The 17,188-nt window shown below is 40.9% G+C and carries 13 protein-coding genes; 6 read left to right on the plus strand and 7 right to left on the minus strand.

Annotated elements, in window-relative coordinates:
• The first annotated feature begins 653 nt into the window (after positions 1–653).
• Positions 654–1,838 carry a hypothetical protein gene (locus BQ5338_RS06070; RefSeq protein WP_071145962.1) on the plus strand — a complete coding sequence of 395 codons (1,185 nt, stop codon included), beginning with the start codon at positions 654–656 and terminating at the stop codon, positions 1,836–1,838.
• 6 nt (positions 1,839–1,844) lie between these two features.
• Here the strand turns inward: BQ5338_RS06070 and BQ5338_RS06075 are convergent, their stop codons facing one another.
• On the minus strand, positions 1,845–3,302 hold the full coding sequence (locus tag BQ5338_RS06075; RefSeq protein WP_071145963.1) for a glycoside hydrolase family 10-like protein: 1,458 nt from the start codon (positions 3,300–3,302) through the stop codon (positions 1,845–1,847).
• Positions 3,303–3,406: 104 nt separating this feature from the next.
• On the opposite strand from BQ5338_RS06075, the gene BQ5338_RS06080 reads away from it, so the two are divergent.
• From BQ5338_RS06080 to BQ5338_RS06090, 3 genes are read left to right on the plus strand one after another with little or no spacing between them, the layout of a single operon-like run.
• On the plus strand, positions 3,407–4,828 hold the full coding sequence (locus tag BQ5338_RS06080) for a carbon starvation CstA family protein (RefSeq protein ID WP_071145964.1): 1,422 nt from the start codon (positions 3,407–3,409) through the stop codon (positions 4,826–4,828).
• Between the two features lie 19 nt (positions 4,829–4,847).
• Positions 4,848–5,084 carry a hypothetical protein gene (locus BQ5338_RS06085; RefSeq protein ID WP_071145965.1) on the plus strand — a complete coding sequence of 79 codons (237 nt, stop codon included), beginning with the start codon at positions 4,848–4,850 and terminating at the stop codon, positions 5,082–5,084.
• The gene (locus tag BQ5338_RS06090; RefSeq protein WP_071145966.1) at positions 5,081–5,566 is read left to right on the plus strand and encodes an outer membrane beta-barrel protein; all 486 of its coding nucleotides are present in this window, start codon (positions 5,081–5,083) and stop codon (positions 5,564–5,566) included. Before BQ5338_RS06085 ends, BQ5338_RS06090 begins: the two co-directional genes overlap by 4 nt.
• A gap of 179 nt (positions 5,567–5,745) precedes the next feature.
• Here the strand turns inward: BQ5338_RS06090 and BQ5338_RS06095 are convergent, their stop codons facing one another.
• From BQ5338_RS06095 to kamA, 4 genes are all read right to left on the minus strand, one after another.
• Positions 5,746–6,111 (minus strand): cupin domain-containing protein, encoded by a 366-nt coding sequence (locus tag BQ5338_RS06095; RefSeq protein ID WP_078063410.1) that lies wholly within the window; start codon positions 6,109–6,111, stop codon positions 5,746–5,748.
• 191 nt (positions 6,112–6,302) lie between these two features.
• Positions 6,303–7,157, minus strand: a complete 855-nt coding sequence (locus BQ5338_RS06100) for a GNAT family N-acetyltransferase (protein WP_071145968.1) — start codon at positions 7,155–7,157, stop codon at positions 6,303–6,305.
• A 786-nt stretch (positions 7,158–7,943) separates the two neighbouring features.
• A complete protein-coding gene (ablB, locus tag BQ5338_RS06105; RefSeq protein WP_071145969.1) occupies positions 7,944–8,768 on the minus strand; it encodes a putative beta-lysine N-acetyltransferase in 825 nt (274 codons plus the stop codon).
• A gap of 12 nt (positions 8,769–8,780) precedes the next feature.
• Positions 8,781–10,103 (minus strand): lysine 2,3-aminomutase, encoded by a 1,323-nt coding sequence (kamA, locus tag BQ5338_RS06110; protein WP_071145970.1) that lies wholly within the window; start codon positions 10,101–10,103, stop codon positions 8,781–8,783.
• Between the two features lie 787 nt (positions 10,104–10,890).
• On the opposite strand from kamA, the gene BQ5338_RS06115 reads away from it, so the two are divergent.
• On the plus strand, positions 10,891–12,144 hold the full coding sequence (locus BQ5338_RS06115; protein ID WP_235816384.1) for a dicarboxylate/amino acid:cation symporter: 1,254 nt from the start codon (positions 10,891–10,893) through the stop codon (positions 12,142–12,144).
• Positions 12,145–12,214: 70 nt separating this feature from the next.
• Here the strand turns inward: BQ5338_RS06115 and uvrA are convergent, their stop codons facing one another.
• Positions 12,215–14,989, minus strand: a complete 2,775-nt coding sequence (uvrA, locus tag BQ5338_RS06120; protein WP_071145971.1) for an excinuclease ABC subunit UvrA — start codon at positions 14,987–14,989, stop codon at positions 12,215–12,217.
• A gap of 130 nt (positions 14,990–15,119) precedes the next feature.
• Between uvrA and BQ5338_RS06125 the strand changes: the two genes are divergently transcribed.
• The gene (locus tag BQ5338_RS06125; RefSeq protein WP_071145972.1) at positions 15,120–16,616 is read left to right on the plus strand and encodes a glycoside hydrolase family 10-like protein; all 1,497 of its coding nucleotides are present in this window, start codon (positions 15,120–15,122) and stop codon (positions 16,614–16,616) included.
• On the opposite strand, the gene BQ5338_RS06130 is transcribed toward BQ5338_RS06125, so the two are convergent.
• The gene (locus tag BQ5338_RS06130; RefSeq protein WP_071145973.1) at positions 16,613–17,161 is read right to left on the minus strand and encodes a chromate transporter; all 549 of its coding nucleotides are present in this window, start codon (positions 17,159–17,161) and stop codon (positions 16,613–16,615) included. The two genes, BQ5338_RS06125 and BQ5338_RS06130, sit on opposite strands and share 4 nt — an antisense overlap.
• Positions 17,162–17,188 lie beyond the last annotated feature (27 nt).

Below are 17,188 nucleotides of genomic sequence, written 5' to 3' on the forward strand. Positions count from 1 at the left end.
TTTCGGGGTACAAATATAGCCCTTTATTCTGATATTTGCAAAGTAGAGATAGCAAAAGATGATTTTTATCCCATAATTTATATTTTATAACGTTGTGACAGTTTGCTCTTTTGGAGAGCTCAGATTTTCGTATATCGCCTCTCTGTCGGTAAGGTTGCTTAAAAATGTCTTTATTTGAAGTTTATACTTTCTATTTTGTTTGTTTTGGGTTATCAATTGTGTTATATTGATTGGCGAACTATACTTTTTCCTGTTGATTGTCTTTGAATAAGCTGATGCTGGTAATAAAGGTGCAATTTTAAGACTCTCTTTGAGGTGAAGGATCTGGACTAAAAGTAAGCGGTTCTTTTTACATTTGTATGCTTAAGACGTTAGATAATAGGGATATATAGGCGTTTTTAGAAAGTGCCGTAGTCTTTTGCCCTAACTGCAACCGTCTTTTTACTCAACTACTGCCTTCTTTTGGGTAAAGAGAACCGTTCTTTGGGATGAAAAGCAAGCTTCTTTCGGTTGAAACGAGCTCTTTTTTGTGTAATTTTGCCCTATAATTCGGCTATTTTTCTCTACTAGAGCTTTTCTAGATGCTTTAGAGGTTAGTGTAATGTGCTGTTTTAGTTGTTTTATGCTTTAATTTTTATAATTATGGTATCATAATGTCAAAAAAGAATCTATATATTTTCAATCCGGATAATGATCTGGCTTTGGCCAATGGCGACGAGAATTACATGCCACCTGCTTCGGCTAGGCAAATGACGACCGATCTTGCTTTGCTTCCTGTGTGGTATGCCGCTTCTAGTGGTGATGTGCTGGCTTCATCGGCTTATAATCTAACCTTTCTGACTGAAATGCAAGAGTTGTTTTCTTTATCTGCAAACTTGATTACTGAACCGGAGGTGGCTGGGAAGGAGCATGTACAACCTGTTCCTTGGGGATGGAATGCTGCTTTGCGCAAACGACTTTTGCTATTGAATGTGCAAGAAGAGTCAATGCCTACGTTGGAACAGTTGGGCAGGTTGACACAGTTGTCTCATCGTTCTACGGCGGTAGAACTACTGCCTAAAATTCAACTGAATGAAGGCTTTTGTGGAGAGTCTGCTTACCTTAAAACGGTAGATGATGTGAAGGTATTTGTGGAAGATCATCAAGAAAGCATACTTAAAGCACCTTTATCAGGTAGTGGTAAGGGGTTAAACCGTTGCAAAGGGCTTTTTACTCCAGCCATTAGTGGTTGGTGTGCCCGTGTTGCTGAGCGCCAGGGTGGGGTAGCGGCTGAACCTCTGTATGAGAAAGCCGAAGATTTTGCAATGGAGTTCTTTGCTGATGGAGCGGGTCATGTTTCCTTTATGGGTTACTCTCTTTTTCGCACAGGTAGCGGAGGTGCTTACGAAGGCAATGATTTATTATCCAATGAACTTATAGAGGAGCGTCTGACTCGGTATGTTCCATTATCTGATTTGCATCAATTACGAGTTTCTTTGGAGGAGGAGTTATCTCAGATAGTAGGTGCGGACTATAGCGGTTATCTGGGCGTAGATATGATGGTTTGCATTTTTGCCGATCAACCCCGATATCGTATCCATCCATGTGTGGAGATAAACCTACGTATGAATATGGGCTTGGTGGCTCGGATGTTTTATGATCGATATGTGCAATCGGAGGCTACAGGGATATTCCGTATTGAATATTCAGCTACTGCCGGAGAAGCGTTGACTAAACATCAAGAGCGCACACTGAAGTATCCTTTGCGGATCACTCAGAATCGTCTTTCATCAGGCTATCTATCATTGACTCCCATTACCGGAAAGACTCATTATTCTGCTTGGGTGTTGGTGGAATAAAAGTGCTTAAGGATGATCCAATTGCACCGCTTTGCTCTCGTTGCCATAACGATCGACAGCAGATACAGCAAAGTAATCTTTTGCTTCCCAAGGGTGAAGTGGAGCATATATAAAATTGTTTCCCTGTACGTGCGGCGCAACAATGTTCTCTGCCAGACTGGTATCCACCGGGTATAAGTCGGAAGCATAAATTACATAATAAGGGTCGTTACGCTTGTCATTATCCTGTGAGGGCGTCCAGTTTAGTTTTGCATATCCACCTTCGTATTTCATTGTGAGCTTCTCGGGCATTGTTGGTGGCACACTGTCCAGCCACGTCATAGCAGGTTGGAGAGCCGGAGTTGAATAGTATGATTCGCTCAACTCTTCGTATAGCCCTTGTATGTTTTCTATCAGATATTTCACACGGTAGTGTCCTTGTCCCGCAAGTCCGTTAGCTCTTACAAAGTTTATTTGTCGTTCCACTTCATCTCGCTTCCAGTTGCCTTCGGAAGGACTTAGAAAATAGATTCCCAGTCCGGGTATGATCTGTCTGCCATTACTATGCTCCTGCCAGTCGAGTGCAAAAGGATAAAAACTGTTGCCTCTAAAGTACATCATTGGGTAGATTTGATCTTGTATTCCCTCTTCCAGCCAACCTTGTGCATCTTGATACACCGTATAGAAAGCATTAAAACCGCGAGAAGAATAGCGAGATGTGTCACGGAACTTACCTACCGGACAAGTACTTACTTTCACCCATGGCTTTAAGGCTTTTACACCTTTATATATATAGCGCACAATGTCCGTCAAGTTATCTCGTCTCCATTGATCAATGTTTCTGCCTTTTCCGTACTGGCGGAATTCCTTATTATCAGGGAAGCGTGGAGCATTCTCCGGATAGCGTAGGTAGTCGAAATGCACTCCGTCTATATCGTATCGGGTGACCATCTCATTGACCAACTTCATTAGATATTCTTTAGTGCCCGGATTGCCCGGATTTAAGAACCATTCCGTTTTATAAGGTACGCAGATGCTTCTATTCTGTACGGTTACAGATTTATTGCCCTGTGCCGCTACATGTCTTCTGTTTCCAAGCGGTATGCTGACTATCCAAGCATGGCATTCCATTCCTCGCTTATGGCACTCCTCAACGGCAAAAGTCAATGGGTCGTATCCGGGGTCTCTTCCTGTCTGTCCGGTTAAGATGGAGTTGAACGGCTCAAACTCTGAAGCATATAGCACATCTCCACGGGTACGGGCTTGAAAGAGTACCGTGTTGAAATTGGCTGCTTTCAGCTTATCGAGAATAGCGACTAATTCGGCTTGTTGGCGACGTATACCGTCTGGACTCGTTGCTTTGGCTTGAGGCCAATCCAGCCCGTAAACAGCGGTGACCCAAGCTGCTCGTACTTCATATTTTGGGTTCGCTTTGACCGGAGTCAAGCAGAGTATTAATAGGAGTGAAAGTATATAGCGATGCATGAGCTTATCGTTCTTTTAATTTATGCAAAGGTAGCAAAAGTGTTGGTATTGTTGTGTCGTTTCGGGAGATTATGCTACATTTGTGACAGCTAAAACGCCACGTCATGATTACTTTTACTATTTGCCTATTGACCCTTATTGCCGGATACTTCATCTATGGGCGTATTATCGAACGCATGTTTGTGCCTGATGACCGACCGACTCCTGCTATGACTCAAGCCGATGGTGTCGATTTTATTCCATTGCCTACATGGAAGATCTTTATGATACAGTTTCTCAATATAGCCGGACTAGGTCCTATCTTCGGAGCTATTATGGGAGCAAAGTTTGGCACAGCTTCTTACCTTTGGATTGTGCTCGGGAGTATTTTTGCCGGAGCTACGCATGATTATCTTGCCGGTATGCTCTCGTTGAGGCACAACGGCGAGAGCCTACCCGAAATTATAGGACGCTATTTGGGGTTGCCTACCAAACAAGTGATGCGTGGTTTCACTGTCATTCTCATGATTTTAGTCGGTTCAGTCTTTGTTGCAGGCCCTGCAGGTCTTTTAGCTAAGTTGACGCCCGAATCTTTGGATACTACTTTTTGGATTATTATTGTTTTCCTTTATTATATATTGGCCACCTTGCTGCCTATTGATAAGATTATAGGGAAGATATATCCGATATTTGCAGCCGCTTTGTTGTTTATGGCTGTAGGCATTCTTGTGATGCTTTATGTGCATCATCCGGCATTACCCGAATTTTGGGACGGATTGCAGAACACCCATCCTAATGCCAAGACATTGCCTATTTTTCCTATTATGTTTGTGAGTATCGCTTGTGGTGCCATCTCTGGTTTTCATGCAACACAAAGCCCGTTGATGGCGAGATGCATGAAGAGCGAACGCCATGGACGCCCCGTCTTCTATGGAGCAATGATCACTGAGGGAATAGTTGCCTTAATCTGGGCTGCTGCCGCAACTCACTTTTTTCACGAGCACGGCATGGGTGAAACAAATGCATCCGTCATAGTGGATTCCATTACCAAAGGTTGGCTGGGTAGCATGGGAGGCCTTTTGGCTATTCTAGGAGTTATTGCTGCTCCTATTACTTCAGGCGATACAGCCTTCCGTTCTGCGCGTCTCATCGTAGCCGACTTTCTGGGCTTAGAGCAAAAGAGTATTCGTCGTCGCTTTTATATCTGTGTGCCAATGTTCATTCTTGCCATAGGCTTGTTACTCTATAGTCTTCGAGATAAAAACGGATTTGATATTATTTGGCGCTATTTTGCATGGGCCAATCAAACACTTTCCGTCTTTACACTTTGGGCAGTAACGGTATTCTTGGTACAAGCAAGAAAAATGTATTGGCTTACTCTTCTTCCTGCCTTGTTTATGACGGCTGTTTGCTCTACTTACATTAGTATTGCGCCCGAAGGATTGGGACTTTCACCAAATATTTCTTTCTTTGTAGGAGCTACTTGCACTTTGCTAGGTGCCGTGTGGTTCATTACTTGGAAAAAACGTTTGCTTAAGCAAACATAAATATAATATAGAATACTGTATGAAGAAACTGAATAAATCAACTTGGGTAGCGATTGCTTTCCTTATTTATGTGACCGCAACAGGTATTTACCTATTGCCTCGAAACAATGAAATTAGTAGTGACGAGAAGTTTTTGACTCTTGGCGGAGCATACATTGTTGTGCTTGCCCTTTGGTTGGTACTTAGAAAGAAAGAGCAACGCAAGAAACATCGTGAAGAAGAGATTAATAATAATAATAATAAATTAAACAAATGAAGAAATCAGCATTGATTATTTGCTTGTTGCTCGCTTCTTTAGCTGCACAGGCCCAATTTGAACAAGGAAAATGGATCATCAACACCTCTATGACAGGTATGGACTTTTCTTATAGTGATAGCGATAAAGGTCATCTAGGCTTTTTAGCTCAAGGAGGAACTTTCTTGCAAGATAATATCGCTCTTCTAGTTACTTTGGGTGCTGATTGGAGTGATCCAAAAGATACTTATACGCTAGGTGCCGGTGGCCGTTACTATTTTGACAAGATAGGTGTTTACTTGGGTGCCGGACTTAAGATGAAACGTTGGTATTTTAACGACCAAGGCCATGCCAGTGATTATGGATTAGGGTTGGAAGCCGGATATGCTTATTTTCTATCGAGAACAGTTACCATAGAACCCGCTGTCTATTACGATCTTTCCATGAAGAATGGGGATAATTCTAAGATTGGATTTAAGTTGGGCTTTGGATTTTACTTCTAAGTATTATTTAAAGGTATATATTGAAAGCGCTGAAGTTCAATCTCTTGAACTTCAGCGCTTTTTTAGTCCCTCCAGCATGGGGATCTCCAGCGAGAGTAAAGCCTTCACACCCCTTAATAGCAGGAAGTGTGTCTTTGGAGTCATCGCATGCTGGCTTTATTTTCAGGGTCGTAATTCAATTATATTCTATCTAAATGAGAAACGGTCAATTCGTTTTTGGTATTTCCAGTATTTAGTGTTGTTGAGGGTTCAAATAGCATCACACTAACCTCTTTGGGAGCATATGGCTTATGTTCAACACCTTTAGGAATAATGACAAACTCTCCTGCATTTAACTCCAACGTTTTATCTGCTAATTCAATGAATAATTGACCATTTATAACGTAAAACAGTTCATCCTCCAGCTCGTGCTTATGCATAACAAATTCTCCTTTGAGCTTTGCTACTTTCACTAATTGATTATTAAGTTCTCCAACAATTTTGGGAGTCCAGTACTCATTAAACGATTTCAATTTTGATTCTAGGTTTACCTTATTTATTTCCATAATTTTATTAATTCATTTAGACAAAGATATAAAAGCTCCTGTTGTTGCAATAGAAAAAAGAAGAAAAAAGATTGGCTGAATTAAGTCTGCGTTTGTGTAGCTATCTAGATGTCTTCCGATTTTATAGATTGATCTAGCATTAATCTATGTTCCATAACTATTTATGTGTTCTAAAGAACAGGCATGCCTTCTTATAGCTTTTTCACCATTTCGAACTGCTTGCCCATCGGTTCGATGTTTTTCGAGCGGAGAAAGGCGGTCATAGAATTACAAGTGATGTCGGTATTCAATATTTTTATGGAATTGTGTTTATTCACTTCGATCATCTTCTGGAATAACAATGACCCTATCCCCATACGACGATGCTGCTTACCTACTGCTATCTGGGTTACATCACCGGAAATCGGTTCGAAAGCCCCATAGCCAACAAGCTTACTGTCCGCAAAAACGCCTATGCACACAGAGCCTTCCAACGATCGATTTATGGATTCAACACTGTTTTGCCACGAAGGTTTAAAGTCCCAGAAGTCAGACATTATTGAACTATACTCATTGAAGTCAATAAACTGCATAGTAAAAGTTGGGTCGATCGATTTAATCTGACTCCCAATTTGTTTAACTTCCGCTCTGAAATAATAAAACTCACGGCTGACTTCAAAACCGATCTTGCTGTAAACGGATACCGCACTCGTATTATGTTGTAATACTTCCAGCAGATATTCATTGATACCCGCATGCTTTAAATAAGGTATGGAATATTCAAATATCTGTGTGGCTAAACCTTGCCCACGGTAATCTTTTAACGTCCCTGTTCCCGTGTCGTATGCAGTCGGCATTCCGTAGAAATCGCCAATCCCGTTGCAGGTAAACGAAACGATTTTACCTCTGTCAAATGCAGCAAAAGAAAGTGCTGGATTGAAACCGCGCCGTTTCAGCATCGCTATATGTTCAGATTTATCCAGTTGTAACTCGTAATCGACGAAAGCTTGTTCGAATGCTCCGAACAGCGTATCAAAGTTCGTATTAGCCAAAGATTTTATTTCCATAGGAATTTTTCACTCATTAAGCAGAATAATAGGTCAATGTGTTGTAGATTGTTCTCCGTGATTTTAGTAATATAGGCCCAATCTGTTTGTTAATAGTATGACTTTAAGGTGCAAATTTATAATTTCTTTCTTAAACTCTCTCCTTTCTCTTTCAAAACGATGTGATAACCTGAGTTCGACGAGAATTCTTCTATCTAATAATTTTTAGAGGTCTCTCCATAACTGTCCTCATTCGATTTATCAATCGAAATAAAGGGGAGATTGAGGATACATCTTTTGGCATCACAAAGATGCTATTTATTTATTACTTTTATAAGTATCTGAATAACGGGGAGTATTATAAACTTCTGAGCATATCAATTTCTTTTTTAGTTTCTATCTAACTTTTATTTAGATAGAATGATTAAAGCGTTTCCGAGTCAACAACTAGTATTATTTTATTAGGGATGAGCAAACTACGATAAAGATGTTTTAGACTGACTTGGCGGAAATGCAATGAATATATGAAGAATGTATTGAATATAGAAGAAAGAGTCTCGGATATATTTATTTTATTCTTTTATTTACAAATAGCCCTTCTTAAACATAACTAACTAGATCAGCGTGGTGAACTAGTTAGTTAACCACGGTTAAGTAGTTAATTCACCGCGGTGAACTAGTTAGTTCAGCAAACCCTTCCCACAAGGCTTGTGAGAGGTTTTCTGGAAAACAGACAAAATGCCGGGTAGAGACTGTCTGTATAGAGCAATTCTTCTCCATATCTTCTATGCTAAGACTGAATATTCCCTATTTATACCACACATTCATGCTTTCTATTTTGCCTGAAATTTGAGTGTTTCTTGTAAGTGTGCCAGAATATTTATAGCCCATATTATAAAATGTTTTGTTCATGGAGAGTGAATGGAGCCTTGCTATTGTGTATAGTGTCTTATATCCCATTTGGGTTAGTTCCTCTTCCATCAACTGAAGTAAAAAGGTTGCCAGTCTTTTTCCTCTATGGACGGGGTTGACAGCAAAATCTGTCATCTCCGCATTTTTATAGGTACTGTTGCATTCGGCAGAACTGATAGCAACCAGCTCTTTATTATGGAATGCTCCATAGTATTGCGTTCCATCCTCTTTCATGCTTTTGATTAAAAAAGCAGTGTCAAAGATGGGAAAAGGGTAGGAGTCAAATACTTTTTTAAATAAGGCAACCATTAGCGGTGTATCCGTCTCCACTAATGGGCGAAGACTGTACTCTTTATCTATGCTGGCAGTGTTGCTTTTGGGGGCTTCAAGTAGCATTTGCTGAAATGCATCAAGTGCTTCTTTTTCTACCTCTTTTCGTTGCTCACTGTAATACTTCACAAGAAAACATGCATCTTCTTCTCCATTATAAAATAGCGGGACGGTAGCTTCAATCACATAGCCGTTCATTATAAACGAGGGACTATATTTAGTCTTTACCTTGACAAAAGCTTTAGTGTATTCTTTTTCCCTGACCAGTTCCTCAATATAGCTTATTATTTCAGGGAAATCGTCGTGATGCATATCCATGATGTATACACGACTATTTGCTTCATCATGCGAAATGAGCGATTTGAATTGTTTCATCTCTAGTTGTTTCATGTCTGGCCCTTTTTATTTATCAAAGCGTCTTTTTAAACGCTCATTGTTCTTCGGCACTAATGAGATTGTTTTATCATGATCCGACAGGAGCTTTTCAATTCCAATAACTTTGATATCTTCTTCTCCGTCAATGATCTCTAATTCCAAATTACAGTTTGGACAATCTCTGTCACAGAAATTCTGTTCGTAATTGCGGGGCTCTTGATAGGTTGTTATTACCCCTTCATAGTTCCTGAGAATAACTTTATTCACACTCCAGGATATAATGTAATTTGGCATAATAGGTATTTTACCTCCACCGCCCGGAGCATCAATAACGTATGTTGGTACGGCAAAACCACTGGTATGACCAATCAGATTTTCCATAATCTCAATACCTTTTCCTATTGGTGTTCTGAAATGTGAGAGTCCTTCTGATAAGTCGCATTGGTACAGGTAATAGGGTCTTACTCTATTCATCACAAGTAATTGAACCAATTTTCTCATAATGCGGGGGCAGTCGTTAACGCCGGCAAGGAGTACCGATTGATTCCCTAAAGGTATTCCTGCATTGGCAAGCTTTTCTAATGCTTGACGGGATGATGCGGTAATTTCTTGCGGATGGTTAAAGTGAGTGTTTATCCATATTGGATGATGCTTTTTTAGCATGTTCACTAAATCATCTGTAACACGGTAAGGCAGAACAACAGGAATTCTTGTACCTATCCTGATAACTTGAACATGTGGTATCGCTTCTATTTCACTCAGGATCCAGTCCAGATAATCATTTGGCAGCATTAGTGGATCTCCTCCTGAGAGCAAGACATCTCTAATCTCTGGAGTGTTTCTAATGTATTCAATTCCTTTCTTGATCTGTTCTCTGTCAGGTATTGAATCAACATCGCCTACTTTTCGTTTTCGGGTACAATGACGACAATACATTGCACAGATATTACTAACCAAAAACAGGACTCTGTCCGGGTATCGATGAGTAATGCAAGGCACCGGACTATCATGATCTTCTGATAATGGGTCACTCATTTCACTTGAGGTAATAATGAGCTCTCTTTCATCTAAAAAGGCTTGTTTAAATACAGGATCGTTCTTGTAGTTTTCTTTGTGTATAAGCGATAAATAGTACGGAGTAATGGACAGAGGAAATCGTTCTTGAGTTTCAATTAATTTCTTTCTTTCTTCTTCAGGAAATTCTATCTCTGTTAGATTTTCGAAACTCTCAATTGATTTAATTGAATTTTTTACTTGCCATTTCCAGTTAAACCAATCTTTTTCAGTTGCATTAATATCAAGCTTTAAAGCGATTCTCTGTCTACGTTTTGTGAAAATTCCTTCTACCATTGTTTTTTTTAATTTTATTCAGGATTAATACAATATAAGTTTTAGCATTGAATAGTAAGATTGAATTTTTACGTATCATTCTTTAATTGGTAAAGTTTACCTTTATGAAAGAACCTAAATTGTGGGATGAAAATTCAATGATAGCGCTGCTTTTGACTTTAAAAAAGAGTAGACATAGATACTAAATATCGTTACTTTATATGATAATAGTAGTATGCTGCTTATACCAAAAGTTTGCTTTACTACAGCTAATTTAGAAGAGACGTTATCCTGAAATTGTCTCTAAGAACTTGCAGGCGAATTAGATAAGAATTCATAATAATATAGATCGATATATACTATTATTATTCGCCCATCGTTTGCTCTCTTTTTAAACTAAAAAGGAGCCAACTTCTCATTCTGATTAAGACAAATATAAGGCTTAATCTTTATGTATGCAAATTTATATATACTTTTTTTATTATACCCTATTGCGAATTAGGAAATTGTGTGGTTGAAAATGTTTTTTATTTATCGCTATATGCTTCTTTATCAGGTGTATGCCATGGTGCCGAAATCTATATCTTTTATTTGAATAAAATGTGATGACAATAGTTTTTGATTTCTTTGTCACTGCTGAGAATATGGAATACTCATGCTTAACATTATTGAATCTGTTTTCCATCTTTCCATGAAAAACAGATTCATTTCTTTGTTTAGGAGTAATACTTGAGCAAGAATCCCGCTTATCATCATAATGATTTCAATTTGAAAGTGTACTTTTGCTAACTGTAATAAAATGATTGCAATGATGAGTATATTGAGAAATTATGCGTTTACTATCTGTCTGATTGTTGGAATTCTGATAGGAGGGGCATGTGGACTTATTTTCGGTGAGGGAGCGGCTATTGTTAAGCCAATAGGAGATCTATTTCTCAACCTGATGTTCGTGTTGATTGTACCGTTGGTCTTCCTAAGTGTTTCGTCTGCCATTTATAATATGAAGCAGATGAATATGATAGGAAAGGTGATTACAAATATAATCTTTGTGTTTCTTGGATCAGCTATCGTTGTAGCTATTACAGCTTATGGCCTTACACTGTTTTATAATCCACTCGAAGGAATAGATAAGGCAACGTTGATGGCCAACTTACCCGAACAGGTTGAAACGGTGCAGTTATCATCCGGAGAGTTATTTGTGAAAACCTTTACTGTGCCCGATTTTCTGCAACTGTTCACCAAGTCCAACTTATTGCCACTTATCCTGTTTTCAATATTCTTCGGGTTAGCTACGGCTTTTTCGGGAGAACAGGGCAAGGTTGTGGCAGGTTTTCTCAACTCAGGTATGGCGGTTGTGCTACGCATGATGCGCATTATCATGTATGCTGCACCCATTGGCTTGGGATGTTATTTTGCTGATACAGTTGGCCAGGTAGGTGGACAAATTCTGAATGGTTATCTCAATGCATTTGTGTTATATCTAGTGCTTACGGTGATTTGCTATGTGGGGCTAAATTCTTTCTACGTATGGATGGCCGGGGGTACTAAAGCGCTTTCGGCTTTCTGGAGAAATATCATAACTCCTTCACTTACAGCCATAGCCACTTCATCTAGTGCAGCCTGTATACCTATTAATATTGAGGCTTCTAAAAGAATGGGGGTGCCGGCCAGTATTGGCGAAACAGTTATTCCATTGGGCACTAACATGCATAAAGATGGTTCGGTGATGGGCGGAGTTATTAAAATCGTGTTCTTACTCACTATCTTTGGTCAAGATACAGGCTTGTCTGGTAATGTGGTTTATATTATCGGGGTAGCCGTGCTCGTAGGGGCTGTGATGGGAGCTATTCCCAGCGGAGGCATGACGGGGGAGTTGCTTATTTGTTCGGTCTTTGGTTTCTCACCTCAACTGGCAGCAACGTTGATGGTGATTAGCACAATCATTGATGTGCCTGCCACACTACTCAATTCTACCGGAAATGTCGTTAGTTCCATACTGGTAACACGGTTGACCGAAGGAAAGAAATGGGTGGAGGGTATTTGTATATCAAAAGAGGATTAGGGTGTGTTGGTAGTGATAGAAACAAGATTTCTACCCGGATGTATAAGTGTTATACACCCGGATAGAAGTGTTATTTTGTTAGTTTCTCTTTCAGAAATTGTCCGGTATAACTATCAGCGCAAGCAGCTACTTCCTCGGGCGTTCCGCAAACAACTAAATTACCACCTTTGTCGCCACCTTCGGGACCTAAATCTATCACATGGTCGGCACATTTAATCACGTCCATGTTATGCTCTATAATCAGAATGGTATGCCCACGACGAATTAATGCGTCGAAGGCTTCGAGCAATTTACGTATGTCGTGAAAGTGCAGTCCGGTGGTAGGTTCATCAAAGATAAACAGCGTAGGATCTGCCTTTTCCTGACTTAGATAGAAGGCCAGTTTCACACGTTGGTTCTCTCCTCCGGAGAGTGTGGACGATGATTGTCCCAGTTTCACATAGCCCAGACCAACTTCTTGTAGAGGAGCTAGTTTTTTAATGATCTTCTTTTGTCCATGTTTGGTGAAGAACTCAACGGCTTCGTTTACAGTCATCTGTAGCACGTCGTAAATGTTAGCGTCGTGAAATTTCACTTCCAATGTATCAGCCTTGAAGCGCTTGCCATGGCAAGACTCGCATTCTAATATCAGGTCGGCCATGAACTGCATTTCCACCGTAATGGTACCGTCGCCTTTACACTCTTCGCAACGTCCGCCTTCGCTGTTGAAGCTAAAGTGTCCGGCAGTATATCCCATTTGTTTGGCCAAAGGTTGTTCGGCCCATAATTTACGTATCTCGTCGTATGCCTTGATATAGGTCACCGGGTTGCTGCGTGATGATTTTCCGATAGGGTTCTGATCTACAAATTCTATATTACGAAGGTTCTTTAAATCTCCTCCGATACTTGCAAACTCTCCCGGGCGATCGCTGCATTCATCCAATTCACGTTTGAGCGCACGGTAGAAGATGTCTCTGATCAATGTGCTCTTTCCTGAACCCGAAACTCCGGTAACGACTGTCATCACATTGAGTGGGAAGCGAACGTTAACTCCTTTCAGGTTGTTCTCGCGAGCTCCTGTGATCTCTATATAATTATTCCACGGACGGCGATGTAGTGGGAGGGGAATCTCTTCTTCTCCCAGCAAGTAGCGCACGGTGTAACTGTTTGTCCCTTTCTGTAAGTCGTTCATGTCACCTTCATAAACAACCTCTCCGCCTAACCGTCCCGCATTGGGGCCTATATCTATAATATAATCGGCTGCCCGAATGATCTCTTCGTCATGCTCCACCACTACCACTGTGTTGCCCAGAGATTGTAGTTGACGGAGTACATGTATCAGCTTGTCGGTGTCGCGACTATGCAGACCGATACTTGGTTCGTCGAGGATATATAGACTACCGACTAAGCTGCTTCCCAAAGAGGTGGCCAGATTGATGCGTTGACTCTCACCTCCCGAAAGCGAATTGGATAAGCGATTTAATGTGAGATAGCCCAACCCTACATTGATAAGAAAGCTGATGCGGCTATTTATCTCTGTGAGAATGCGGCGAGATACGTTGGTGTCGTGTGTATTGAGTTTCATTGAATCGAAAAAAACCTTTAATTCAGTCATGGGCAGATCAACAAGCTCACTGATACTTCTACCCTCTACACGTACGTAGCCGGCTTCCGGTTTCAATCTAGTGCCATGACATTTGGGACAAACGGTTTTACCCCGATAGCGTGCCAACATCACTCTATATTGTATCTTGTATTGGTTTTCATGCAACATGCGGAAGAAATCGTTAATGCCGTGAAAGAATTTATTGCCTTCCCATAGCACCCGACGTTGCTCGTCAGTCAGTTCATAATAAGGAGTAAAAATAGGGAAATCGAATTTTTCGGCACTGTGTATCAGCTCGTCTTTCCATTCACCTATCTTCTCACCGCGCCAGCATACCACCGCTCCATCATATACCGACAGAGAGCGGTTAGGGATTACCAGATGTTCGTCGATGCCAATCACTTTTCCAAAGCCTTCACATTCGGGACAAGCACCTACGGGTGAGTTGAATGAAAACATTTGGTCGGTTGGTTCTTCAAACACAATACCATCTGCTTCGAACTTGGTACTGAATGCATGCAACTTTGTACTCCCATCCGCTAAATAAAAGCGTAACAAACAACTGCCATCTCCTTCGTACATTGCTGTCTCGGCAGAGTCGGTGAGGCGGCTGATGGCATCTTTACTATTGCCTACTATCATGCGGTCTACCAATAAGTAGACCTCGTCTTTTTTCTTTGCTACATATTCATCGATACGTACGGTCTCACCGTTGACTTCAATGCGATTGAAGCCTTGCTTGAGGTCTATCTGTAGCTGTTCTTCTAATGTTCGCTCTTCTCGTAACAAGACACGAGTGAGTATCGTATATCTCGTTCCTTCCGGATAAGACAACATGCAGTTCACGATATCTTCCGTGCTATGCTTCTTTACTTCACGTCCGCTTACCGGGCTGAAAGTCTTTCCCACGCGGGCATAGAGCAGACGGAGATATTCGTAGATTTCGGTGCTTGTACCTACGGTAGAGCGTGGGTTGCGACTATTTACTTTCTGTTCGATGGCGATAGCGGGTGGAATACCTTTAATAAAATCACATTCCGGTTTGCTCATTCTTCCTAAAAATTGGCGGGCATAGGAAGAAAGACTTTCCACATAGCGACGTTGACCTTCGGCATAAAGGGTATCGAAAGCCAGAGAAGATTTTCCCGAACCTGAAAGGCCGGTGATAACGATCAATTTGTTACGGGGAATGTTCACATCAATGTTTTTCAGGTTATTTACCCGTGCCCCTTTGATGCTGATATACTTGCTGTCTGACATAATGCTAATGTACTAATATGTGTAATTGAACCTATAGCGGCCTTTCGGCTCTTATATATTGGTTGCGAATGTGCAAAGTTAATGAATTATCTCTTATCTTTGCTCCGCATTTATAATAAACAATGGCAATATGAGACTAAGAAACTTCCTCTTCCTTTTTGTAGCCTTGGCTTTTTCATTGACAATACAGGCTCAAAAATATCCCAAACGTGAATTTAGAGCTGCATGGATTCAGACTGTGAATGGACAGTTCCGTGGCATGCCAACTGAAAAAGTGAAGCAAACGTTAATTGATCAACTCAATTCTCTTCAGGGAGCCGGCATTAATGCCATCATATTTCAGGTGCGTCCGGAAGCTGATGCATTCTATGCTTCAAAATTGGAACCATGGAGTCGTTTCCTTACGGGTGTGCAAGGAGAGGCCCCCAATCCATATTGGGACCCAATGGAATTTATGATTGAAGAGTGCCACAAACGAGGTATGGAGTTTCATGCATGGATTAATCCTTATCGGGTGAAAACAACCTTAAAGAGTCAATTGGCGCCTGATCATGTCTATAATATTCATCCTGAATGGTTTGTGAAGTATGGTGATCAGCTCTTTTTTGACCCTGCTTTGCCGGAAAGCCGCCGACATATTTGTATGGTGATAACCGATATCGTGTCTCGTTATGACATAGATGCTATACACATGGATGATTACTTCTATCCTTATCCTATCAAAGGACTGGATTTTCCTGATAATGATAGTTTTGCTCGTTATGGTGGTGGCTTTGACAATAAAGGAGACTGGCGTCGTAGTAACGTGAACTTGCTGATTAAGAAAATACACGAAACGGTTCGTGAATTAAAACCTTGGGTTAAGTTTGGAGTCAGTCCTTTTGGGGTTTATCGCAATCAGAGTAGTGATCCGCTGGGTAGTAAAACACAGGCTCTGCAGAACTATGATGATTTGTATGCCGATGTGCTTTTGTGGGCGCGCGAAGGTTGGATAGACTATAATATCCCTCAGTTGTATTGGGAGATAGGGCATCCTCGTGCCGATTATCAAACTTTGGTAGAATGGTGGGCGCGTAACAGTGAAAACCGTCCTCTTTTCATCGGACAATCGGTGATGAATACGGTAGAAAAGGCTGATCCTCAGAATCCTAGCATTAATCAGTTGCCTCGTAAGATAGCTCTGCAACGCACTTATCAAAGTATTGGCGGCAGTTGTCAATGGCCAGCTAGTGCAGTGGTGGAAAATGCAGGACATTATCGTGATGCTTTAGTTCAGGAGTATTGCAAATATCCTTCTCTCGTTCCTGTGTTCGACTTTATGGACAATAAAGCTCCGGCGAAGGCTAGAAAGGTAAAGGCTGTGTGGACTGCAGATGGATATGTGTTATTCTGGACTGCACCGAAAGCGAAAACTGAGATGGATCGTGCTGTGCAATATGTGGTTTATCGATTCAACAAAGGTGAGAAGGTGGATATTGAGGACCCTTCGCATATTGTTACTATCACAAGAGATAGTTTCTATAAGCTCCCTTATGGTAGTGGTAAAACAAAATACACGTATGTGGTTACAACTCTTGATCGTTTGCATAACGAGTCGAAAAGTGTTCGTAAGAAAATTAAGCTTTAATAGACAAGTAGCCCTATCACTCCACAGAGTACTATAAGCAAAATAGGGTTTACTTTGAAATGCCAACTTGCAATAAATGTGCCAACAAAGATCACAATGCTGATAATGAATGCGTAGAGATCTTCTGTTGGTGCACTAAAATTCTCTGAAGTCATAAGTACAAGTACTGCTGAGGCTAATAGCCCAACAATGGCTGGGCGAAGACCGCTAAAAACCGCTTCTATAATGGGGTGCTTCTGATATTTCAGGAAGAACTTGCTGATAGTAATCATTAATATAAATGAAGGTAGAACAACGGCGAACGTTGCAACCAAAGAACCCCAAAAACTTCCCGTTGCGGTAAAGCCAACGTATGTTGCGGCATTGATACCGATAGGTCCCGGCGTCATCTGGCTGATGGCCACAATATCAGTGAATTCTTTTGCAGACATCCACTCATGATTGGTGACAACTTCGGCCTGAATCAAAGAGAGCATTCCGTACCCTCCGCCAAAGCCGAAAAGTCCGATTTTAAAGAAAGTATAAAATAATTGTAAGTATAGCATTACGAATGATTATTAGTGCATCAATTT

Source organism: Bacteroides ihuae (assembly GCF_900104585.1).
Lineage (GTDB): Bacteria > Bacteroidota > Bacteroidia > Bacteroidales > Bacteroidaceae > Bacteroides > Bacteroides ihuae.